At 69.9% G+C, this 22,444-nt stretch carries 17 protein-coding genes; 11 read left to right on the top strand and 6 right to left on the bottom strand.

Annotation, left to right across the window (positions count from 1 at the left end; genetic code table 11):
- Window positions 1-41 precede the first annotated feature (41 nt).
- Window positions 42-1,574, bottom strand: coding sequence for a M1 family metallopeptidase (locus tag O7631_RS28995; protein WP_278147182.1), 1,533 nt, complete (start codon window positions 1,572-1,574; stop codon window positions 42-44).
- Window positions 1,575-1,717: 143 nt separating this feature from the next.
- On the opposite strand from O7631_RS28995, the gene O7631_RS28990 reads away from it, so the two are divergent.
- From O7631_RS28990 to O7631_RS28975, 4 genes are all read left to right on the top strand, one after another.
- Window positions 1,718-4,414 carry a hypothetical protein gene (locus tag O7631_RS28990; RefSeq protein ID WP_278147180.1) on the top strand — a complete coding sequence of 899 codons (2,697 nt, stop codon included), beginning with the start codon at window positions 1,718-1,720 and terminating at the stop codon, window positions 4,412-4,414.
- Between the two features lie 98 nt (window positions 4,415-4,512).
- Window positions 4,513-7,044, top strand: a complete 2,532-nt coding sequence (locus tag O7631_RS28985; protein WP_278147179.1) for an FtsK/SpoIIIE domain-containing protein — start codon at window positions 4,513-4,515, stop codon at window positions 7,042-7,044.
- The gene (locus tag O7631_RS28980; protein ID WP_278147177.1) at window positions 7,041-7,931 is read left to right on the top strand and encodes a hypothetical protein; all 891 of its coding nucleotides are present in this window, start codon (window positions 7,041-7,043) and stop codon (window positions 7,929-7,931) included. The genes O7631_RS28985 and O7631_RS28980 overlap by 4 nt, the downstream gene beginning before the upstream one ends.
- 158 nt (window positions 7,932-8,089) lie before the next feature.
- On the top strand, window positions 8,090-9,625 hold the full coding sequence (locus O7631_RS28975) for a hypothetical protein (protein WP_278147176.1): 1,536 nt from the start codon (window positions 8,090-8,092) through the stop codon (window positions 9,623-9,625).
- On the opposite strand, the gene O7631_RS28970 is transcribed toward O7631_RS28975, so the two are convergent.
- From O7631_RS28970 to O7631_RS28950, 5 genes are all read right to left on the bottom strand, one after another.
- Window positions 9,615-12,152: an NACHT domain-containing protein gene (locus tag O7631_RS28970; protein WP_278148052.1), complete on the bottom strand. Its 2,538-nt coding sequence runs from the start codon at window positions 12,150-12,152 to the stop codon at window positions 9,615-9,617. The two genes, O7631_RS28975 and O7631_RS28970, sit on opposite strands and share 11 nt — an antisense overlap.
- Before the next feature lie 111 nt (window positions 12,153-12,263).
- A complete protein-coding gene (locus O7631_RS28965; RefSeq protein WP_278147175.1) occupies window positions 12,264-12,809 on the bottom strand; it encodes a hypothetical protein in 546 nt (181 codons plus the stop codon).
- A gap of 27 nt (window positions 12,810-12,836) precedes the next feature.
- Entirely contained in the window at window positions 12,837-13,364 is a 528-nt protein-coding gene (locus O7631_RS28960; RefSeq protein WP_278147174.1) for a hypothetical protein, read from the bottom strand.
- Window positions 13,358-14,038, bottom strand: a complete 681-nt coding sequence (locus O7631_RS28955; protein ID WP_278147173.1) for a hypothetical protein — start codon at window positions 14,036-14,038, stop codon at window positions 13,358-13,360. Before O7631_RS28955 ends, O7631_RS28960 begins: the two co-directional genes overlap by 7 nt.
- On the bottom strand, window positions 14,035-14,256 hold the full coding sequence (locus O7631_RS28950; protein WP_278147172.1) for a hypothetical protein: 222 nt from the start codon (window positions 14,254-14,256) through the stop codon (window positions 14,035-14,037). The genes O7631_RS28955 and O7631_RS28950 overlap by 4 nt, the downstream gene beginning before the upstream one ends.
- A 261-nt stretch (window positions 14,257-14,517) precedes the next feature.
- On the opposite strand from O7631_RS28950, the gene O7631_RS28945 reads away from it, so the two are divergent.
- From O7631_RS28945 to O7631_RS28915, 7 genes are all read left to right on the top strand, one after another.
- Window positions 14,518-14,763 carry a winged helix-turn-helix domain-containing protein gene (locus O7631_RS28945; protein WP_088949319.1) on the top strand — a complete coding sequence of 82 codons (246 nt, stop codon included), beginning with the start codon at window positions 14,518-14,520 and terminating at the stop codon, window positions 14,761-14,763.
- A gap of 170 nt (window positions 14,764-14,933) precedes the next feature.
- Window positions 14,934-15,272 (top strand): DUF6244 family protein, encoded by a 339-nt coding sequence (locus O7631_RS28940; protein ID WP_278147171.1) that lies wholly within the window; start codon window positions 14,934-14,936, stop codon window positions 15,270-15,272.
- Between the two features lie 345 nt (window positions 15,273-15,617).
- Entirely contained in the window at window positions 15,618-16,064 is a 447-nt protein-coding gene (locus tag O7631_RS28935) for a hypothetical protein (RefSeq protein ID WP_278147170.1), read from the top strand.
- Window positions 16,064-16,543, top strand: coding sequence for a hypothetical protein (locus O7631_RS28930; RefSeq protein ID WP_278147169.1), 480 nt, complete (start codon window positions 16,064-16,066; stop codon window positions 16,541-16,543). Before O7631_RS28935 ends, O7631_RS28930 begins: the two co-directional genes overlap by 1 nt.
- Before the next feature lie 109 nt (window positions 16,544-16,652).
- Complete coding sequence (locus O7631_RS28925) at window positions 16,653-20,144, top strand: DEAD/DEAH box helicase family protein (protein ID WP_278147168.1); 3,492 nt, start codon at window positions 16,653-16,655, stop codon at window positions 20,142-20,144.
- Entirely contained in the window at window positions 20,141-20,938 is a 798-nt protein-coding gene (locus tag O7631_RS28920; RefSeq protein WP_278147167.1) for a restriction endonuclease subunit S, read from the top strand. The genes O7631_RS28925 and O7631_RS28920 overlap by 4 nt, the downstream gene beginning before the upstream one ends.
- Window positions 20,935-22,434 (top strand): class I SAM-dependent DNA methyltransferase, encoded by a 1,500-nt coding sequence (locus O7631_RS28915; protein WP_278147166.1) that lies wholly within the window; start codon window positions 20,935-20,937, stop codon window positions 22,432-22,434. The genes O7631_RS28920 and O7631_RS28915 overlap by 4 nt, the downstream gene beginning before the upstream one ends.
- The last annotated feature ends 10 nt before the right edge of the window (window positions 22,435-22,444 follow it).

The following is a 22,444-nucleotide window of genomic DNA, read 5'->3' as shown; positions in this document are numbered from 1 at the left end:
CGCCGCAGGGGCGACGGGCCCTTCCGGTCCACACCGGATCCTCAGTGCGCCATCAGGTCGTGGGCCTCGCGGATCTTGGCCCAGGACTTCGGCTCGGCCGGCGGCGCGGCCTTACGGGCGGCGCTGGCCACGTCGGGGCGACCGGCGGTGAAGAGCCAGGTGGTGAACAGGTCGTCCAGGTCCAGACCGGAGATGCGCTCGGCCAGCGCCTGGAACTGGGCGATGGTGCCGTTGCCGTACCGGTGCTCGGTGGCCCAGGCCGGCAGGATCTCGAAGAACGCGTCGTCGCCGACGGCCAGCCGGAGCTGGTGCAACGTCATCGCGCCCCGGTCGTAGACGGCGTTGTCGAAGATCCGGCCGGCACCCGGGTCACCGGGCAGCACCTGCCAGAACTCGTCGTCGGCCGGGTAGCTGGCGTAGACGAAGTCGAACACCTCCTGCGCGGTGCCCTCACCCTGCTCCTCCGACCACAGCCACTCGGCGTACGAGGCGAAACCCTCGTTGAGCCAGATGTGTCGCCACTCGGCCACCGAGACGGAGTCACCGAACCACTGGTGGGCGTTCTCGTGCACCACCACGTACGTGTTGGCGCCGCGCCGCCAGAAGCCCGGCCCGTACACCGGTCGGGTCTGCGTCTCCAGGGCGAAGCCGATGCCGTCGATTGGGCCGGCCACACCACCCTGCGCCTCGAAGGGGTACGGCCCGAAGATCCCGCCGCACCAGTCGACGATCTCGCCGGTCCGCTCGATGCTGGCCCGCGCGGCCGGCCCGAGGGCACCCAGCGAGGTGCTGTACGCGTTGACCACCGGCTGACCGCTCGGGGTGGTGTCGGTGACGATGTCGTACTGGCCGATGGCCATGAAGGCCAGGTAGGTGGCCGTGGGGGAGGTGGTCCGCCAGATCCAGCGGGTGCGGTTGCCGGCCTCGGCCGCCGGTGGCCTCGGCTGCACACCGTTGCTGATCACCTCGACGCCGGTGGGCACCGACACCGAGATGTCGAACGTGGCCTTGTCCAGGGGGTGGTCGTTGCTGGGGAACCACCACCACGCCGACTCGGGCTCGTTGACGGCGAGCGCGCCGTCGTCGGTCCGCGTCCAGCCGGTGTAGCCGCCGACCAGGGTCTCCGACGGGATGCCGGAGTAGCGCACCACGATGGTGAGCTGCTGCCCCCGGGTCACCGTGCGGGCCGGGGTGACCACCACCTCGTGGACGCCGGCGGTGCTGGTGGTCGCCGCCCAGCCGTTGACCCGGACCGACTCGACGTCGAGCAGGAAGTCCACATTGAACGTCGAGAGGTCCTCAGTGGCGGTGGCGAGGATGGTGGTGGTGCCGGTGAGCAGGTCGGTGGCCGGGTCGTAGCGCAGCCGGACGTCGTAGTGCTCGACGTCGTAGCCGCCGTTGCCGTAGTCGGGGAAGTAGGCGTCGCCCAGGCCGGACGCGCCGGGTTGCGGCGCGGCGGTGATGATCGGCCGGCCCCAGCCCGCCGGGGCCGCCTGGCCGGGGGTGCCGGCGAGCAGGGTGCCGGCGGTGGTGAGGGTCAGGGCGGCGGTGGCCGCCGTGAGTGCTCGTCGCACGAGGTGGACTCCCTCCATCGGGTGTTCGCCAGGCCAACCTAATCGACAACTGTGAACGTCGCCGCCCGCGACACCGCCGATCGCCGTCGATCTCTGGTGTGTCTTGCTTCGCAAGGTCACACTGTGTGGATCGGAGGTGACGCGTGCGGGGGTCCGAGGTGCCCAAGCGGGAGTTGATCGGCCAGCGGCAGGCCGCGGGCAATCGGGACCGGCTGCCGGTCGGCGGGCTGGAGCTCTTCGCGCTGCTCGCCCGGCTGCTGCGGCGACCCCGCCGTGGTGACCGGCGGCTGCCGCTGCTCTGGCTGGTCCGCTCGGACACGTCGGACCTGATGACGCCGCTGCGCCGGTTCCTCGGTCAGGGTCCCCGGCGACGGGTGCCGCACGCGGTGCTGGACGCCGACGTGCCGCCGGGTGCCGGGGACGTGTCGGCGCTGCTGCGTGAGCTGCACCGGCAGCTGTCCCTGGAGGCGTTCGGTGCCGCCCGGCTGCGCTTTCGGCACTACCCGCTCGCCGACTGGCTGATGCACCAGAGCCTCAGCTTCAGCGTCGACACCGACGACAGCCGCGCGGCCCTGGTCCGCCGGTTGCGCGACCGCCGGGGCACACGCGCTCCCGAGGCGCCGCCCAGCGGCGGTGACGCGGTCAGCCTCGTCTCGCAGGTGCTGCTCTGGCTGGTCCGCCGCGCTGTGCCGGGGGTGGTATTCCGGGCCGCCGTCTCCGGCCGGGTGCCGGTGCTCGGGCGGCACTACAACTGGTTCATGCGCCAGCAGTACCTCGCGCCCCGGCAGTCGGTCACGTTCCTCGGCTTCGCCGAGCGCCTCACCGCCGGGTGGCGCGACGGCGAGCAACCCGACCAGGTCAACAAGCTGCTGCTGCACGCGTTCCTGGAGGACCTGCGGCAGGCGTACCGGCGTCGGCCGTGGCGCCCGTCGGACTGGCGGCGCACCGCGTACCCGGTGCTGCTGATCGACCACGTCGCGCCCGGCAACGTCGGCGGTGAACTGGTCCGTCTGGTCGGCGACGTCCGCACCGAGACGGGCCGGAACGACCCGCTGCTGATCGTCGTGTCCGGCGGGCAACCGCCACCGGAACTGCCCGAGCCGCACCCTTTGACCGAGGCCGACGAGGCGTACGACGAGTGGGCCGAGGCGCTGCCGGAGATGCGGCGACTGCGCCGCCCGGCCGCCTGGCTGGTGACGTTGCGCCCCGACGACACCGACACCGGGCCGCCGTCGCGGGGTGGCGTCCGCCCGTTCTCGGCGCCCGACCCGCCCTGGTGGTCGAGGCGTTTCCTGCCGGCGGCGCTCTGCCTGGTGCTGGTCGCGGCGCTGGGCGTCTGGGTGGGCAGCCGGTGGGGGCCAGGTTGCCACCCGTCGGTGACCGGCGGCCGGGTGTCGGTCGAGTTGGTCGCCCCCGGCGAGTGTGTCGGCTACAGCGACAGCGCCGCGCAGGTGTTCAACAACGACCCCGGCCAGGACGGGCTGCGGACCATCCAGCGGCGCATCTTCGCGCAGAACCGCACCGCCGAGGAGGTCTGGGAGCGCAGTGACCGGCGCCGGCCCTTCCTGACCCTGGTCTACCTGGGCACCCTGACCGGCAACCTGACCCGCGAGGACGAGGAGTCCTACGTCTCCGAGCGCGAGGAACTCGAAGGCATGGCCACCGCCCAGTACGCGTTGCTGAAGGAGTCGGCCGGCGCGGGCGGCGCCGCGCTGCTGCGGATCGTGGTGGCCAACGGTGGCCGACAGATGATCTACGCCGACCGGGCCGTGTCGATGCTCGCCGAGCTGGCCGCGGACGACCCCACAGTGGTCGGGGTGGTCGGCCTGGTGGAGAGCCGGACGAGCACCGCCCGCGCGTTGCGCGAGTTGAACCGGGTCGGGCTGCCGGTGCTGGCGCCCACGCTCTCCGCCGATCGGATGGACGCGAACTCCCGCCTCTACCTGCAGATCTCCGCGCCCAACGCCGACCAGGTGGAGATGGTCGACGCGTACGCCCAACAGGTGCTGAAGGTCAACGAGGCGCATGTCTACTACACGACGCTGGAGGGCAGCACGCTCACCGAGGACCTGTACGTGGGCACGCTCGTCGACGGGCTCCGGCAGCGGTTCGGCGCCCGGATCACCCGCCTGGAGGAGTGGAGTACCAGCCAGCGGCTCACCGGCGAGTGCGGCTACCCCGGCCTGCTCTTCTACGCGGGCCGGTGGTCGGAGTTCCACGGTTTCCTGCGGGCGTTGCGCGAGTGCGGCGGCAACCCGCCCCGGCACCTCGTCGCCGACGACTCGGTCAACCGCTACCTGGCCAATCCCGGGCTGCGCGCCGCAGCCCCCGGCAACCTGCCCGTCACGTACGTCTCCAAGGCGGCCCTGGCCACCTGCGCCGCGTTGCGGGCCGCCCAGGACCGACGGGACGACGCGAGGGCCAGCTTCCTGGCCTGGATCCAGGCCGACGACCTGCTCGACCCGCCACGCTGCCGACCGGGCTCCGAGCACCAGGTCGGCGAGCGAGTCAGCCTCGCCTACGACGCGGCGATGATGATGATCCGAGCGGTGGAGAGCCTCGCCGCCCGGCTGCACCACGCCGACCCGCGCCAACGGTGGGAGCCGAGGGCCGTCAACCCGGTCGCCGTGCACACCGAGGTGCTCCGGCAGAACGCCGGTCAGGGCTACCCGGGGGTGGCCGGGCTGATCCGGTTCACCCCCGACTCGGGGGAGCCGGTCGACAAACGGCTGGCCCTGCTGCGGGTGGAGCAGGTGCCCGACGTGGCCAGGGCGCCGGTGGAGGTGTTCCGCTGCGGGCTTGCCGACACCGCCGACCCGGTGCCGTGCGGGCCCACCTGACAGACCCGGCGTGACACGTCCTGGCAGGACTGTCCGGGTGCCACCGGCGTCCGTTAGGGTTCCTGGGACCAGGCAGCCGTCGGCGTTGGGGGCAGAGGGTGGGCAGGCTCGCGTCGGCGTACGGGCAGGCGGTCAACTCCCACCGGGCGGCCCGTGCGCACCTGGACAACGCCCGCAACGCGCTCGGCACGGCACCGGCCGCCGTCGGCTCGACCGGCGTCGACGACCTGGTGACCCGTCTCGCCCGTCTCGGCGGCACCCTCGCCACTCCCGCTCCGGGCGTCACGCCGCTGACCGACGAGCCGGCCGCGGTGCGGATCGGCGCGGCGTCCACCCCGGACGGTGACTTCCCGGTGCTGGTCCCACTCGGCGGCGGTCACCACCTGGCCGTCGACACCGACGCCCGGTCCCCGCTGGTCGCCGGGTTGCTGCGGGCGTTGGTGCTGCGACTGGTCGCCACCGCACCACCCGGTCAGGTCCGGGTCGCCGGCATCGACACGGCCGCGCTGGGCGCCACCTTCGGCCCGTTGCGTCCCCTGCTCGACGCCGGGGTACTCGACCCGCCGGCCACCAGTGAGGCGGAGGTGACAGCGCTGCTCGACGCCGCCGAGCAGCACGCCCGGGCCGCGCAGCACGGTCAGTCCACCGCCCGGCACCTCCTGGTGGTGGTCGCCACCGCCGCGCCGCCGCCGCGCGAGCTGGCCCGGCTTGCAGCGCTCACCCACGCCGGCCCGGCCGCCGCCGTCTGCGTCCTGCTCACCGGCCACCCGTCCCGGCTGCCCGGCGAGACCGCACCGCCGCTGGGCGGCACCACGGCGGTCCGGCTCGACCAGGGGTACGCACACGTCGGCGACCCACCCGGTGTCCCGTTCAGCGCCGACGGCAGTGGGCTCGCCGCACCCGTGGTGCTCGACGGTGACCCGCCGCCCGCCTCGGTACGCGCGCTCGCCGAGCACCTCGGCGCCGCCACCCGATGCGCCGACGCGTTGCCGTTCACCGACCTGCTGCCCGAGCGGCGGTGGGCCGAGTCCGCCGGCAACGGTCTGCGCACGGTGATCGGTCGGGCCGGCACCGCCCCGCTGACGCTCGCCTTCGACGACGCCACCCCGCACTGGCTGGTCGGTGGGCGCACCGGCGCGGGCAAGACCGTCTTCCTCCTCGACGTCCTCTACGGGCTGGCCGCCCGCTACTCGCCGGCCGAGTTGCAGCTCTACCTGCTCGACTTCAAGGAGGGCGTGAGCTTCACCGAGTTCGTGCCCACCGGCCGGGACCCGTCCTGGCTGCCGCACGCCCGAGCCGTCGGCATCGAATCCGACCGCGAGTACGGCCTCGCCGTCCTGCGCGAGCTGCGCCGCGAGGCGCAACGCCGGGCCGGTGCACTCAAGCGGCACGGTGTCACCAAGCTCGCCGACCTGCCCCCTGACAATCCGCTGCCCCGCATCGTGGCGGTCGTCGACGAGTTCCACGTGCTGTTGGCCGGCAACGACGCGCTGGCCCGCGAATCCGTGGACCTGCTGGAGGAGTTGGCCCGCAAGGGCCGCTCGTACGGCATCCACCTGGTGCTGGCCAGCCAGAGCATGACCGGCATCGAGGCCCTCTACGGCCGGGCCGAGGCGATCTTCGGGCAGTTCGCGTTGCGGGTGGCGTTGCCCGGCGGCGGTGGGGTGCTCGACCAGCTCAACGACGCCGCCGCGGCCCTGCCGATCGGCTCCGCGGTCGTCAACACCGCCGCCGGGGCGGTCGGCGCCGACACCGTGCTGCGGTTTCCCGACGCGCACGCCGCCGCAGCGGACCTCGCCGCGTTGCGCCACGAGCTGTGGCAGGCCCGCCCGCCGGGTTCGCGGGCACCGGCGGTCTTCAAGGGGTACGAGGCCGCGCGGGTCGAGAACGACCCGACCTTCGCCGGGCTGCGTCCCGGTGGCCGGCGTCCGATGGCCCTGGTCGGTCGTACCGTCGACGTGCACGGCACCACAGCCCTGTTCCTGATGGACGCAACCCCTGGTCGACACCTCGCCGTGGTGGGCACCGCGCCGACCGGCGCGGACGTGCTGCGCGCGGCGACGGTGAGCCTGGCCCGCCAGCACGCTCCCGGTGACGCCACGTTCCAGGTTGCCTCCCTGGTCACCGCGGCCGACCCGGTCGCCGACGACACCGAGGCGGTCCTGCGGGCGGCCGGTCACCAGGTGTCGCGTCTCGACGCGGCCGGGCTGCGCGACCGGATCGCCGCGTTGGCCGCCGAGCCCGACGGTCGCGAGTACCTGGTGGTGTTCGGCATGGACGCCGCCGCGCCGGTCCTCGGGGCCACCGACCCGGGCACGTTCCGCTCCGGCCTGGACGACCTGCGCGCACTCCTGCGTCAGGGCCCCGGACAGGGGGTGCACCTGCTCGGTTGGTGGCGCGGGCTGCGTCGCCTCGCCGACGACCTCGGCGGCACCCAGAACCGCGACGACATCGCCTGCCTGGTCGCCCTCAACGTGCCCGGCGCCGAGTTGGCGCTGCACCTCGGGACGCACGACTTGGCCTACACGCCCCGCGCCGACCGGGCGCTGCTGATCGACCGGCACGACCAGCGCACCCGGCTGATCGTCCCGTTCGCCGGCGACGGGCACGAACCGGACGGGGAGCGGTGACAGTGTCCTTCGAGGAGTACGCGGCACTGGCCCGACAGCTCTCCGAGCAGCGCCGCGCCGGCGAACAGCACGCCGCCACCGAGGCCGCACGCCGTCGTGACCTGCACGCCGCCGTCGATTACCTCCAGCAGCGGCTGACCGCCCAGGGCCACCGCCTCGACCAGCTCGGCCGCGCCATCGGCATCGACCAACCGCCACCCGGCCCACCGTCGGGTGCCGGGTCGGCCCCTTCCGCACCCCACCCACCGTCGGGTGCCGGGTCGGCCCCTTCCGCACCCGGCCCCAGCGCCGGGTCGGCCCCGTCCACCCCACCCGGAACCGGGGACGGGCGAGACGCCGGCGCAGCCGGCGCGCCGGGGCGGCCGGGGGTCGGGGCGTACCCCGAGCTGCCGGCGGGGGAGGCGCGGCTGGCGTTGCCGACGGCGGTGAGCCCGGCGGGCGCCGGGGTGCCGGCGCAGCGCGCGGCAGCGGTCGACCCGACCGTCGAGTTGGAGCTGGCCCGACGGATGGCCGACGAGGCCGACCGGCACGGGCAGCAGGCCGAGGTGCTGGCCCAGCGGCCGGCGCTCCTGCCGACGTGGTCGCCGTTGGCGCGGGCGGTCGCCGTCTACGCCGGATGCGGCGCTGCCGCCGGGGTGCTGGTGTTGGCCCTGGTGCTCGCCTCCGGGGTCGGTCTGGTCGACGGGTTCACGCTCGGCGCGTGGATCTGCGCGGGGTTGCCGGCGGTGGCGTTCTTCGGTGGGTACCTGGTGCTGGGCCGGTGGGGGAGACCCGCGATGGTCGCCGGGACCCCGCCGCGATATCTGCCGCTGGGATTCCTGATTTGTTTTCTGCTGGTGCCAGCGGCCTACTGCGCCTACCTGCTGCTGGTTCGCGGACTGCGCTGATCCTCGCAATTTCCGTCATGTGCGCCGGGCTGATTCCGAGGGCGCTCACCGTGGCGAACGCGTGAATCATTCACGTGTGACTTCGGGTCAGTCGAGGGTTGTGGCTGTGGTTATAGTCGATGTCCAGACACGCAGTTCGCGCCCGATGAGGAGGTCCGGTGATTCGTTGGGCCGGAACGAATGTTCTACGGTTCGTGCTCGCCGGGGTGATTGCCCTCGCGTTGGTCGCGCTCGTCGTGGTGTTCGTCATCAAGCAGCGCGAATCCGATCCACCGCCAGCCGGTAGGCCGACCGCGACCGCGAATGCCTGCCCGGGGATATTGACTGCGGAAACGGACGAGTGTCTTGGTCTGATAACCGACAGTGCCACGCTGGATCCCGCAATAAGGCCGGTCGCCGACAAAATTATGGCCGTTAACCGAGAGGTCGAGAAGAGCTCTTCGCGCTACGTCCGGATCGCTTTGTTGGTGCCGCTGAGCGTGGCCCGCCCACCGGCCGCCTCGGCGATGTCCCTCGACCAGATCAGGTTCAGTCTGCAGGGCGCGTACACGGCCCTGCAGAGAGTCAACAGCTCGTCCGCCTTCGGCGACAAGAACGCGCCTGCCGTGCAGGTGCTACTGGTCAACCAGGGCAGCCGGCAGCCGTTCCACGTCGAGCTCGTGGACCAGATCGCGGCCCTGCGCACTGCCGAGAACCCGCTGGTCGCGGTCGTCGGTCTCGGCTCCAGCTTCCCGGGCAGTAAGGACGTGGCGGCGAAGCTGTCGGCGCGAGACGTCGGCATCCCGATGGTCGGGGCGGTCACCTCGGCGACGGACTTCAACGCGGTCTCGTACCCGACGTTCCACAGCGTGTCGCCGAGCAACATGGACTACGCGTTGGCGTTGAAGGATCTCCTCGACAAGCAGCGCGACGCGCTGCCCCTGCGCAGCGGCATGATCGTCGCCGACCAGAACGACGACCCCTACCCGCGGACGTTGACGGCGGCGTTCACCGAGGTGCTGAAGGATCACATCAAGACCGGATCGCCTCCCTTCAACGGTGGGACGGTCGATAGCCCCGCCACCCCGAACGTCTTCACTCCGGTGGTGTTGAACCTGTGCAACGCGGTCGTAGATCCACGCCTGAAGACAGACACGGTGTTCTTCGCCGGCCGCGTCGCCGACTTCCCGAGCTTCGCCGAGGCGCTGAAGGTGCGCAGCTGTCGTGAACATCCACTGACCATCATGGTCGGTGCCACCGGTTTCCAGCTCACGTCTCAGCAGGTTGGTCTGCTGGACGAGGCCAACGTGTCGGTCATCTGGGCCTCCTCGGCGGACGCGCCGGCCTGGGTCGCCAACCGACCCGGCACCCCGGACGGCTTCGCGGACTTCCTCAAGGCGCACCGCGACGCGGGTTTCCGCGACGACTCCCTCAACGACGGGTACTCGATGATGCACCACGACGCCGTTGCGAGCGCCGTCCGGGCGATCCGGGTGGCCGCCCTGGGCAACAGTGTCCCGGGCGTCGCCGACGTGCAGACCCAGTTCGGCAACCTCGCGCTGGCCCATAAGGTCAACGGCGCGTCCGGCACCCTGTCGTTCGGCCTGCGGGCGAACGGCGACGGACGGGCCACCGGCAAGGTCGTGGCGTACCGGCAACTCGGCCGGACCGGCCCCCGACTGCCCGCCGACGTCGCGCCGTACCTCACCCGGTGACGCCGCCAGCGGGCCGACCGTCGCCCGCGTCGGGCACCAGCCAGTGTCGGCTGCGCGGGTCCTCGTAGGCGTCGACCCACTCGTTGGGCCGCCACAGCCGTACCCTGCGCATCCCGACCCGCGGCTGGAACCCGAGCATGGTCAGCGCCAACCCCAGCTCCGCCGCCGCCAGCACGACCATCGCGGTGCCGACGGCCGGGCTCAGCACCCCGGGTTCTCGGGCCAGGTCCCACCCGACCGCGACGAGCGCCGCGACCGAGAGCACCGCCAGCATCGCACCCGTCACCCGTTCGGCCCGGTGCCGGTCGACCCGTTGCGCCTGGAACGCCGGGACGACGGCCGACGCGGACTGGTGGCGCCAGTCCGCTTCGAGCCTCGCCCAACGGGCCGGGTCGGTGGCCCTGGCCGCGAGGAAGCGGTTGATGTCCGGCGCGGTCAGCCCGATCTCCTGAGCCCAGCACAGCAGCGTCACCAGGTTCGACTGTCGGTCCAGCCCGCGCCGGAACGGGTACACCTGCTGCCGCAGGAGCGCGGTGGCGAACCCCGGGTGCGCCGCCGGTTGGCGCTGCAACGCCGCGAAACACGCCGGGTCGGTGGCGAGCCGGAGCAGTCGGTCGACCAGCGCCACGAGCGACTGGTCGTCGGCGGCGGCACCCTCGGCGGTGCGTAGACACCGCCACAACGGTTCGACGAACCGCGGATCGTCGGGTACGACGGCGACCAGCCGCACGACCATGGAACGGCTGACCGAGCTCTCGCCCAGCCGTTCCACGAGCATCGTCACCACGTCGAGCAGCGTCTCGTGGGTGCCCCCGAGCGCGTCCGCCGCGTCCGCCCCACCCGCGACCTTCGTCAGCCAGGTGAACGCCTGTTCGCGGGCGGCGTCGCGGATCGCCGCACGTGGGGACGCCGTGGCGCTCAGGACCGCCGCCAGGGCGGGGAGCATCACCGCCGCCGCCGGGTCACGCAGTGGTTCGGCCATCCGATCGAGTACGGCGAACCCGACCGGGTTGAGGCAGTCAGCCCCGGCCAGGCAGGCGCAGGCGAGCACCGGGTCGATCTCGGCCAGTTCCCCGATGAAGTCGGTGACGACCGACTGGTCCGCGACGGCCGTGTAGAAGAGCACCACCCGACGCCACTCGCGTTCCATCACCCGCTCACGCAGCAGTCGCAGGCCGTCGTCACCCTGACGGAGCAGTTCGGAGGCGACCAGGTGCTCCTGCAACGAGCGGTGCACGAACTCGTACTGCCCGTCGGCGACCCGGCTGAGCAGCCCGGACCGGTTGATGATCTCGTCGACGAACTCGCCGGCCCGGCCGTCGAGGGTCTGCCGGAGCCGTTCGCCGGTCGCCGACACGAAGTCGACCAGCGCCAGCCGGCTGAACGGCCCGAACCCCTGTGCGCCGAGCGCCGCCCGCAGCGCGAACTCCCGCAGAACTCGCAGCTTGTCCGCCTGGTCGAACTCGTTCACACCGGTGGTGACGGCGTCGGCCCGGAAACTGTGCCGGCCGAGCATCTCGTCGATCATCTCGTCGTACAGCCGGGCGGTGGAGTGCGCGATGGCGGGGAACTTCCGGCCCGCGTACAGGCCCACCGACATCGAGAGGACCAGCGGGTTGCGGTGCAGGCCCAACGTGCCCGAGGAGCGGAGCTGCTGCATGAATCGCTGTGGCCCGTCGACCTCCGGGAACCGGTCCGGGAAGGCCCGCAGGTAGGCGAGTATCTCGGTGTCCCGCAGCGGCGCCAGCGCGTAGCTGCGGTGCGCTCCGAACCGCTCCGCCTGCCAGTCCTCGGCGATCCGCAGAAACGTGAGCCGCCGACAGGTGATGACGATCCGGGCGTTGGCGGTCGGCAGCTCCGGTGCGTGGTCGCTGAGGAACCGATACACCTCGTCCCGCACCGCCGCGTACGCCGTCGGCGTCACCTCGTCCAGCCCGTCGAGCAACACGACGCAACGCCGCTGCTGCAACACCTGGGCGAGGAACTGGTCGGCCTCCTCCCTGGTCAGCGCGAGCCCTTTCTGTGACCGCAGCATGGCGAGGATGTAGTCGGTGAGCGCCCCGGGTTGCACGACGCCACGCAGCAGCCGCACCGGCACCAGGAACGGCACCTCCCGGTCCCGACCCGTCCCACCACGACCGTCGACACCGCCCAGCGCCGCGATCCCGAACGCCTTGAGCGTCGTCGTCTTGCCGGACCCGGCGTCACCGAGGAGCACGACGTGCCCGCCCCGGTCGGCGATCCGCTCGGCGGCGTCGGCGGCGCGGTCCGGCTGCCCGTCCTCGGTGACGAACAACGGCACCAGGGTCCGTTCGAGCCGCAGCGTCTCCGGTGCCGCCAGGTACGGGTTGTACACCCGGTACTCCTCCACGAACCACCGGCGGTACCGCTCCTCCGGAGCACCACGTCGGAGCTGGCTCATCCGTCGAAGCAGCCACCCCGACACCGCCACCGCGGTCACCCCGGCGCCGATGAGCCCATTCACCGAGTCGGTCCAGTCGAGCGCGTTTTTCAGCCACTCCAGCATGTCCACGTACCAATGGTCCTTCATGCTTGTCACGAAGGGTGATGGCGTGGTCACGACTCGCCGGGACCTGTGCCCCCTGGGGATGCCTCGACTGCGGCGATGTCGTGTCGACTACTCCGGCTGCTCGCTGCGGTAGCTGAGGCGGCCGGTGTCGCCGAACTCCTGCTCGGTGGTGGACAGGCCGAAGACGCGGCAGGCGCAGCCCTCGCCGGGTTGCTTCGCTGACGCCTCGGCGTAATACCAGACCTGGCCCACCTGGGCAGTGAACGTGCGAGTGGTACGCGGCGGCATCTCGATCGCCCGGTGTGGCTGGCACTTGGAGTCGAAGAGCCAGAGCACGTACGGCTCACTGAACGTCGAAACAGTGCCCCGTACCCGGTCTCCCCACCGGTCCGCAGGGATGTCCCGCAGGAACAGCGCGGATGCCTGCTGGCCCTTGAGCTGCACGACGCAGTCCCGGCTGACCTGGCCCTGCGGTGACGCCGGGTCGGATGCCGCTGCGGGCGTGGGCCTGTCGCGCGAGCCCCAACCGTCTCCGGTCACCTGTGGAATCGCGAGCAGGAGGGCCAGCAGCAGCGCGAGACCACCACCCAACCCGACGGCGAGAGCCATCCGGCGTCGGCCGGGCGGTCTGCTGTGCGTACCCGCAGATGTCACGTCGCTGCCCCCATCCCGCGCCGGCCTTCAGCCGGTGCCGAGCTGCGATTTTAGGACGCTTCCCGCCCCGGCGATGCCCCGTGAATCCCGTCCCGGATCCGCCGTACTCCCGGTCTTCTGCCGTTCAGCGTCCTGCGTCGGTGCGTCGACGGCCTGCGCGGCGGCGGCGAGGATCTCGTCGCGTTCGCTGTCGGTGAGGCCTTCGTCCTCAAGGAGTCCGAGCAGCAGCACCGTCCGGGCAACGACCGCCGCCGCGCTGTCGGGCACCGGTTGGCGCTCGCCGAGTGCCGCCCAGACCAGCGCCTCGGCCAGCACCGGATCGACGTCGCACCCGCCGGCGTCGTAGCGTTCCCGCGCGGACGCCACGAACCGGATCACCGGCGCCCGATCCTGCCCCGCGACGAACCGCCGCCGTACCGCCACCAGTAGCGCACCGGCGAGCAGATCGCCGTACCGCCGCCAGTCCCGCTCGGTGAACCGGCGTAACCGCCGTTCGTGGCCCCGCAGCCGCCCGGTCAGCAGGCCTTGTAGCGCCGCGTGCGATTCAGTCACCATCGTCGCCCCCTGATCATCATGCGTGCCCTCCGACGTCGATGTCTCCTGGCCACCAGGGCACTCGCCGCGTGGCAGCCGCAGGCGATCTGCTCGGCGCGGACCCTGTCGCTGTCGGGGCTGTCGCCGCCGGCGTCGCCGGCTCGGTTGGCGTCGTTCCCGGCATTGCTGTCGTATCCTGCGTCGTCGGCACCACCGCCGCGGCTCCCGGATTCTGGCGATGCCGCCAGCACACCGATCAGCGCCGTCACCGACTGGTCGATCCGGCGGCCGCCGACCGCGAGCCGGGTACCGGCCAGGTCCAACCGGGTGATGGCTGCCGCGAACTGCCGGGCCGCGACCGCGTCCGCCACGATTCGGGTACGCCGAAGCTGGTCATCGGCCGCACCCAACCGCCAACGGACACGGGCGGCCAACGCGACGGCCCGATCCGCTTCGACGCGTGCAGAACGCAGGCCGGTGAGCAGGTCCCCGACCGAGCTTCCCGGCGGTCGCGTGCTCGCGGCCAGGCCGGTGTAGACGAGACTCAACGCTCGCCAGCACTCCGTGGCGGCGTCCTGCCAGGGCAACCGTCGGCTGAGCGACCCCGCCCGGTGCAGGTGCGCGGCGGCCCGGTCGGCGGCGGAGATCGTGGCCAACCAGGCGTCACGCAGGTCGTCCACGGTGTCGGTGCTCATTCGCCCGCCTCGGCGCTGGACTTCACCAGGAGGGCGAAACGCACATCCGTGCAGGGGTAGTCGACTCCGCACTCGCAGAGCCAGCGACGCACCACGCGCGGTGGATGAGCGAACAGGACATCGTCGGCGTCATCGACGTCCTGCGCGGAGACGAGGCGAGGCCGTCGTTCGGGTGCGGCTGCTGGTTCGGTGGGGGATTCGTCGGGTCGATCGGGCATCGGAGGCTCCCGTCGGGTCGTACTCCTTGCTGTTCATGGCGTTGTTAAGTGCAGCTGGCAGGCGTGGGGTGGCGTGCGGGCACACCCCGGCACGCCCGGCCGGAAGGGGGGACCGACCGACCGGACGCTCTCCGCGCGGTGGGAACGACCAGCTCCGGTTTGCAGACCTGGGAGCCAGTCAGAGGCAAGCGTATATAACAGGTCATGTAAGCACAAGCACTGTCCGCACATTGCTTGCTATACAAAGTTGCTCGTGATCGAATGGCGGGGCAGACCTGGGAGACACCAATGCCCGCCAAAGCGAAGTGGGCGCTGATCGCCGACGGCATCCGCGCTCAGATCAAGTCCGGCGAACTCGCGCCGGGCGACAAGCTGCCCTCGACCTCTGAGCTGTGCCGTCAGCACGACGTATCGGCCATCGTCGTTCGCCAGGCCATCAACGCGCTGAAGATCGAAGGCTTGGTGGAGGGTGTCGGCGGGGTCGGAGTGTTCGTCGCCGAGCGCTGACCGCAGAGCGAGCCCGAAACCGGGGCGTCCACTCCAGATCTTGGACAGTTTCCGTTCACGCGTAACGGAAACTGTCCAAGATCTACTCGTTGCCGCACCCAATCGACGTTCCGTCCGCCACTTCGGTCAACGAGGTGACGATGGGGCGAGCGAGCGGTCGCGCTCTGTGCGTGGATCTCGTACGCTCCCAGGTGGTCTCCGCCGGTGCGGTGGTGGAGGCGATGGTCGACCACGGGGAGGTGCGTGTGAGCGCAGCACAGATCATCGCGAGGTTGGCGGCGGCGTCGCAGAAGCTGGACGAGGCGAAGGCCAAGACCGCAGCGGCAGCACAGGACGCAGCCGAGGCGCGGGCACTGGTCGCCGGTGCCCTGGAAGGTGTGGCTGCGGGTCCCCTGGTCGGCATGATCGACTCGTACCGCCAGGCGCTGGCGCAGGCGTCCCAGGGTGGCGACCCGGCCAAGCAGCACGTCCAGGAGACGATCGCCAAGGTCCGAGCGCTGGGAAACTGACACCGGGTGGTGGCAGCGCAACCCACCAACCACCCGCGGCCGCGAGCATCACTCTGCGCCCTCCAGTGCCGGGCCAGGCATCGGCCACTACGCCCACCGGTAGTGGCCTGTCTTCTGCGTTCCGGGAGAAGAGCGCTGCGGAGGCACCGGCTCCAAGGCGTCGAGAGCGGGTAAGTCCGGAGGCCGTCGCTCTTGGCGGTTCCTTTGCTTCGACGGCCTGGGCTACGTTCGTCGAGTTTTTGCCCCTCGTGCCTAAGGCCGTTGGCGGCGTTGTTATAGCAGGAGTGGCCACGACGGGGGCCTACAAGGCATGGCGGGCGAGGCATCGACAACAGGAGAGTCGCGATGAAGATCGATGACGGCACCGAGCAGCGCGTCCGCGACACCCTCCACTGGGTGGTGAGGAGGGATTTGGGCAAGTTTGATGCAGCGCTGAGGTCATTCCCCGACCAGGCGGCGCAGGAGGCGGCTCTCACGCTGCTGGTCGCAGTCTCAGGTTTCGTTCTCATCGACCTTCACGGTGCTAAACCCACTCCTCAGCAGGTCGATGTACTGGCCGAGGAGATCGGACGGATGGAGGGGTGGGCATCGATCACCGCAGGTGAGGCAGCGCTCTTCATGAACGCCGTGGTTGAAGGCAGCCCACTGACCAGGCGACTGACTCCGGAGAATGTTGTGGTCTTGGCGTTCGTCGTTGCGGGCAGCCTTTTGTCGGCACGACCAATGCCTCAGGGGGAGTGGTGGTTCAACTATCTGGACAAGGTGGAGGCGGCGATCGAGGCGGCCGGGTGATGGGCGCGCCTGAATCGTTTGCCCGGGACGGTGGCGACCTGGACGGCTTCCACATCGGCCACCTGCCGCCGGGCGTCGGTGACCTGGTTTCGGACTTCGCCTCCGAATGGGAGGACGTCAGCTTCGCCACTCGTGTCTGGGAGCGCCAGGTCGAGGACGGCCACCGAGTCGACCTGCGGGTGCACGTGCTCCGGGGCGAACGGCTGGGTACGCTCGCCGAGTTACACGCCTTCCTGGCCGAGTACCACGAGCGCGATCCTGCTGACGGCGCGTTCACCGAGTTTCAGCACGGCGAGGATCCCGGCCTCATCGGCGCCGCCGAAGCGTTCTGGCTGGCCGCGCCAGGGGTGGCAGTCGACGTGCTATTCGATGCAGAGCGGTTGAATGTGGACGCTCTGCGGCCGACTGCGCTGGGAATTACCGCAGCCGCGGCAGGTTCCGCCAGCCCGTCGGACTCGACGGATCCACTCGTCCAGTAAGTCGTGCGAGCGGCTGTCGGAAAGCTGTCACCACGTGTGGCGGGGCGGTGCACGGCGGTCATTGTCCCTATCCTGACGTGTTCACCGCAGGCTAGCGACGTGGAGTGTCGTGGATCCTCGACAGGTACGACGTCTGGCAGAGCAGTCCGCCAACTTCGGGTTCCTCAAGGAGCACCCGCTGCTGGTCTGGTACGGCGCGGGCGCAGAGCTGCTCGTCTATGTCGACGCGCAGGCCGCGATGTTCAAGATCCGTGCCTTCGGCGACGAGTTGGCCAAGGATCTCGTCCGCCGCACCGGCGCGAGGCCGCAGAAGAACGACTTCTACCACCGCGTTCAGGTCCTTTACAGCGATGGCACGCTGGTGGCCGAGACGTACCACGCGTTCGACCGGCTTCGGGACCAAGGCAACAAGGCCGTGCACGATCACCTGGGTGAGGTCCGCGCCGCGCTGGACATGCTGCGGACCTGCTTCGAGCTGGGGGTTTGGTTCCACCGGGCGTTGACCGGTGACCGGACTCCGCTGGGTTTCGTGCCGCCCTCCCCGCCGCCTCAGCAGGTGTCGCAAAGCATCGCCGACGGGCTCCAAGCCGAGATTCAGCGTTACAAGGACGAGCTGGCGCAGACCAAGCTCCTGCTTGAGGGCAAGGCGTCGCTGGCGCAGGCCCAGGCGGATGCGACGGTCGCCGCGGACCGCGCCGTTCGCGATGCCGACGCTCGCCGCGATCAGGCTGCTGCGTTGGTAGCCAGTCTCACGTCGGCAGCCGAGGCAGAGCAGGCGGCGCTGGACAGCAAGGCGACTGCCAAGGTCTCGGCGGCTCGGCGCGAGGAGTTCATTGCCCGGGCCCGTCGTGCCTCCCACGAACCGCTCAACGAGATCCAGACCCGAGTCGAGATCGACAAGCAGTTGGGCGCGGCCGGCTGGGTCGTCCAGGACGAAAGCCAGATCAACCTGTACGCGGGCACGGGTGTTGCCGTTCGTGAGGTGACTTTGGCGACCGGTCGAGCCGACTACCTGCTGTACGTCAACCAGCGGCTAGTCGGCGTGATCGAAGCCAAGCGGGAGGGGACCGCGCCGCGCGGTGTCGAGGCGCAACTCGACCGTTACCTCCACGGGCTCACGGCGGGCCAGAAGCTCGCCGCGTGGCGTCGAGACGACCCGCTGCCCTTCGGCTACGTCGCTACCGGCAGCGAGACCGCGTTCGTCAACCGACTCGACCCCTTTCCGCGTACCCGTGAGGTCTTTGCCTTCCATCGACCTGAGACGTTCGCTCGGTGGATGCGGGAGGCCGACGACGACCCGGCGGTGCCGACGCTGCGGGCGCGGCTGCGGCGGATGCCGACGCTGGACCGGCTCGGCCTGCGCTCTGCCCAGGTCGACGCCATCGAGGGTCTGGAGCGGTCCCTCGCCGAGGACCAGCCGCGTTCGCTGATCCAGATGGCCACGGGCGCCGGCAAGACCTTCACCGCGGTCACCAGCAGCCATCGATTGCTGAAGCACGCCCGAGCCACACGGATCCTGTTCCTGGTCGACCGCAACAACCTCGGAAAACAGACCCTGCGGGAGTACGCGGGCTACCAGACCCCGGACGACGGGCGGAAGTTCACCGACCTGCACAACGTCGACCGGCTCTCCGGCGCCCGGATGCTCGACTCGTCGGCGGTGGTGATCTCGACCATCCAGCGGCTCTACGGCGCGCTGCGTGGCGACGACTTGCCGGACCCGGACCTCGACGACCGGGCGTACGACGACTACGAGTTGGACGAGCCGGCCGAGGTCGCCTACAACCCGCTGCTTCCGCCGGAGACGTTCGACCTGATCGTGGTCGACGAGTGCCACCGCTCTATCTACGGCAAGTGGCGGGGCGTCATCGAGTACTTCGACGCGTTCGTGGTCGGGCTGACCGCCACACCGGTCAAGCAGACGCTGGGCTTCTTTCAGCAGAACCTGGTGTCGGAGTACACCTACGAGCAGGCGGTCGCCGACGGGGTAAACGTCAGCTTCGACGTGTACCGGATCAAGACGGAGATCACCGAGAAGGGCGCCGACATCGAGGCCGGGACCGTCGTGCCGCTGCGCGACCGTCGCACCCGGGCGGAGCGTTACCAGGAGTTGGAAGAGGACTTCAGGTACGGCGGCAGCCAGGTCGGCCGTTCAGTGATCTCGAAGGGACAGCTCAAGCTGGTGCTGGAGACGTTCCGAGATCGCCTGTTCACGGAGATCTTCCCAGGTCGGTTAACGGTGCCGAAGACCTTGATCTTCGCGCGGGACGACAACCACGCCGAGGAGATCGTGCAGATGGTGCGGGTCGTCTTTGGGCGGGGCAATGACTTCGCCGCGAAGATCACGTACGCGTCCCGCAAGAGTGGCGACAACCCGGACACCCTCATCCAGGCGTTCCGCAACAGCCCGGAGCTGCGTATCGCGGTGACGGTCGACATGATCGCCACTGGCACCGACGTCCGGCCATTGGAGTGTGTCTTCTTCCTCCGCCCGGTGCGCAGCGCCACCTACTTCGAGCAGATGAAGGGTCGTGGCGCTCGCACGATTGACGCCGCCGAGTTCCAGGCCGTCACGCCCGACGCCGAGGTCAAGGACCGGTTCGTCATCGTCGATGCGGTGGGCGTCACCGAAGCCGACCTGGACGAGGCGGTGCCCCTGCAACGGCACACCGAACGGCAGATCTCGCTGCGCGACCTGCTGAGAAAGGCCGGCACGCTGACCGCCGACGCGGATGAGGTGGCCACGCTCGCCGCCCGACTCGCCCGGCTGGACCAGCAGTTGACTGACGACGAGCGTGCGGAACTGGCCGACCTCGCCGACCAGCCGCTGACCGGCGTCGTTCGCGGTCTGGTCGACGCGGTCGCGCCCGAGCAACTGAACCCGGCCAAGGAATCAGGGCCAGACGCCGTACGTGACCTGCTGGCCGGCGCGCTGCGCCCGCTCGCAGCGAACCCGCCGTTGCGTGAACGGATCCTGGAGATCCGCCGGGCGCATGACATCACCATCGACGAGGTGAATGCCGACAAACTGATCTCGGCAGCCGGGGTGCCGCCCGAGGAACGCGCCCAGGTCACAGTGAAGAGCTGGCACGACTACCTTGAGGAACACCGCGACGAGATCACCGCGTTGCAGGTCTTCTTCGAGGGTCGAGGTCGGGTGGGCTACGACCAGCTCAACGAACTCGCCAAGCGGATTGCCCGACCGCCGCAGGCGTGGACGCCGGAGTCCCTGTGGAAGTCGTACGTGCTGCTCGGCCGCACCGCAGCAGCACCCGGCAGCAGGGGAGTGACCGATCTTGTCAGCCTCATCCGGTATGAGTTGGGGTTGGATCAGGAGCTGCGCCCGTACCGCAGTCTCGTCGAGGAGCGCTTTCGTGGGTGGCTGCTCCGGCAGGAACAGGCGGGCGCTACGTTCACTGCCGATCAGGCGTGGTGGCTGGAGAGGATCAGGGACGTGATAGCGGTCAGCGTGGAGATCACCCCGGACGACCTGGAAGGCGCGCCGTTCAGTGAGCGGGGCGGGATCGACGGGTTCGCGGGCGCGTTCGGGAAGCGCGCCGAGCCGCTGCTGAACGAGCTGAACCAGGAGCTGTCCGCGTGACCGATCTGCCATCCGGATGGATCTGGGTAGACCTCGCCGACGTTGCGGAAGTGCAGGGCGGGATACAAAAGCAGGCCAAGCGGCGGCCGGTGCTGAACAAGTATCCGTTTTTGCGGGTGGCTAATGTGCATCGAGGGAGGCTGGACCTTGCCGATGTGCACGAGGTGGAGTTGTTCGATGGCGAGCTGGAGCGCTTTGAGTTGCGGCGGGGGGATCTTCTGGTCGTCGAGGGAAACGGTAGCCCAGACCAGATCGGCCGTGCCGCGACCTGGGACGGCAGTATTAATAGCTGCGTGCACCAGAACCACTTGATCCGTCTCCGTCCAAGCGGCGCGCTATTGCACGAGTTTCTTGAGCTGGTCTGGAACTCGCCTCTGGTGGCACGTCACCTTCGTGAGGTCGCAGGCTCCACAAGTGGCCTCTATACGCTAAGCACCGGGAAGCTGAAGTCGGTACGACTCCCACTGCCGCCGCTCGCGGAACAAGGTCGGATCGTGACCCAGGTTAAAGAACAGCTCAACAACGTCGACCGGTTGCTGGCTGAGATAGATCGAGCGCGACAGAAGTCCTTGGCCCTCCGAGTTTCGTTACTGTCGGAAGCATTCGCGGGACGCCTCGTAGAGCAGAATCCAAGCGATGAGCCGGGGCGGGAATTGTTGGCACGCATTCAAGCTGAACGGGCGGCCGTGTTCCCTGAAAAGGCTGGAGGTTCTCGGCGGGCTAAGCGTAAGGCGCCGAGTCCATCGGTTGGTCACAATGGTGACGATTTCAAGCAGGAGGCACTGCCGCTGTGAGCACTGTGGATTCGCGCCGGTTGGTGCAGAAGCTGTGGAACTACTGCGACGTGCTGCGTGACGACGGCGTCTCGACCATCGACTACGTCGAGCAGTTGACGTTTTTGCTGTTCCTCAAAATGGCGCACGAGCGGGCTAATCGAGAGATTCGACCCGAGCAGATTGTGCCCGATGAGCTGAGCTGGCAGACGCTGCTCGACTCCGAGGGCGATGCCCTGGAGGTGCAGTACCGGCAGATCCTCACCGGACTGGCCCGTGAGGGCGGCACGCTCGGCACGATCTTCCGGAAGGCGCAGAACAAGATCCAGGACCCGGCGAAGCTCAAGCGGCTGATCGTCGACCTAATCGACAAAGAGGAATGGTCGGGCACCGGCGTCGACGTCAAGGGTGACGCCTACGAGGAGTTGCTGGCCAAGGGTGCCGAGGACGCCAAGTCGGGCGCGGGCCAGTACTTCACCCCTCGTGCGCTGACCGCGACCATGGTCGACTGCATGCAGCCCACGCCCGACGACACCATCACCGACCCGGCCTGTGGCACGGGTGGCTTCCTGCTCGCCGCGTTCGACCACATCCAGCGGCACCACGGCAGTGACCTGACCCCGGACCAGCGGCGGCGGCTCGCCCACGGCGCGATCAGCGGCACCGAACTCGTCGACGGCACCGCTCGACTCGCTGCGATGAACATGCTGCTGCACGGCATCGGCACCCCCAGCGGCGAATCTCTGATCACGATCGGGGATGCGCTCGGCAAGGAGCCGGACCGCCGCTACAGCCTGGTCCTCGCGAACCCGCCGTTCGGCCGCAGCTCCTCGATTCGAATGATCGGCGAGGACGGTCGCTCCACTCGCGAAGAGCGGGAGATCGAGCGGAACGACTTCTGGGCCACCACCGCCAACAAGCAGCTCAACTTCGTCCAGCACATTGCCTCGTTGTTGGAGATCGGCGGTCGCGCTGCGGTTGTGCTGCCGGACAACGTGCTCTTCGAGGGCGGTGCCGGGGAGACGATCCGCCGCCGGCTGCTCAAGCAGTACGACCTGCACACCATGCTGCGCCTGCCCACCGGCATCTTCTACGCCGGCGGGGTGAAGGCCAATGTGCTCTTCTTCGAGCGCAAGCGCGCCCGTGAAGAGCCGTGGACCCAAAAACTCTGGGTGTACGACTTCCGCACCAACCAGCACTTCACGCTGAAGCAGAATCCGCTGCGTCGCGAGCACCTCCAGGATTTTGTCGACTGCTACCTGCCGGGCAAGGACCGGGCCGAGCGGGTCGAGACCGAGCGGTTCAAGCCGTACTCATACGAGGAGCTGATCGCCCGCGACAAGGTGAACCTCGACATCACCTGGCTCAAGGACGCTTCCCTGGAAGACGCCGACGCCCTACTGCCGCCGGAGGTAATCGCACAGGAGATCGTCGAGGATCTGGAGGCGGCGCTACGCGAATTCGCCGCGATCGCAGACGCACTGTCCTCGCGTGCTCCCCAGACCAAGGACACCTGAGCGGGCGGCG

Source organism: Micromonospora sp. WMMD967 (genome assembly GCF_029626165.1).
Classification (GTDB): Bacteria; Actinomycetota; Actinomycetes; order Mycobacteriales; family Micromonosporaceae; genus Micromonospora; species Micromonospora taraxaci.
This window is presented reverse-complemented; position numbering and strand designations above follow the sequence as displayed.

Excerpts from the sequence above, each read along its gene's own strand:
- O7631_RS28960 (WP_278147174.1), bottom strand. The coding sequence starts at position 13,364 with ATGGTGACTGAATCGCACGCGGCGCTACAAGGCCTGCTGACCGGGCGG.
- O7631_RS28970 (WP_278148052.1), bottom strand. The coding sequence starts at position 12,152 with ATGCTGGAGTGGCTGAAAAACGCGCTCGACTGGACCGACTCGGTGAAT.
- O7631_RS28955 (WP_278147173.1), bottom strand. The coding sequence starts at position 14,038 with ATGAGCACCGACACCGTGGACGACCTGCGTGACGCCTGGTTGGCCACG.
- O7631_RS28945 (WP_088949319.1), top strand. The coding sequence starts at position 14,518 with ATGGCGGGGCAGACCTGGGAGACACCAATGCCCGCCAAAGCGAAGTGG.
- O7631_RS28950 (WP_278147172.1), bottom strand. The coding sequence starts at position 14,256 with ATGCCCGATCGACCCGACGAATCCCCCACCGAACCAGCAGCCGCACCC.
- O7631_RS28930 (WP_278147169.1), top strand. The coding sequence starts at position 16,064 with ATGGGCGCGCCTGAATCGTTTGCCCGGGACGGTGGCGACCTGGACGGC.
- O7631_RS28935 (WP_278147170.1), top strand. The coding sequence starts at position 15,618 with ATGAAGATCGATGACGGCACCGAGCAGCGCGTCCGCGACACCCTCCAC.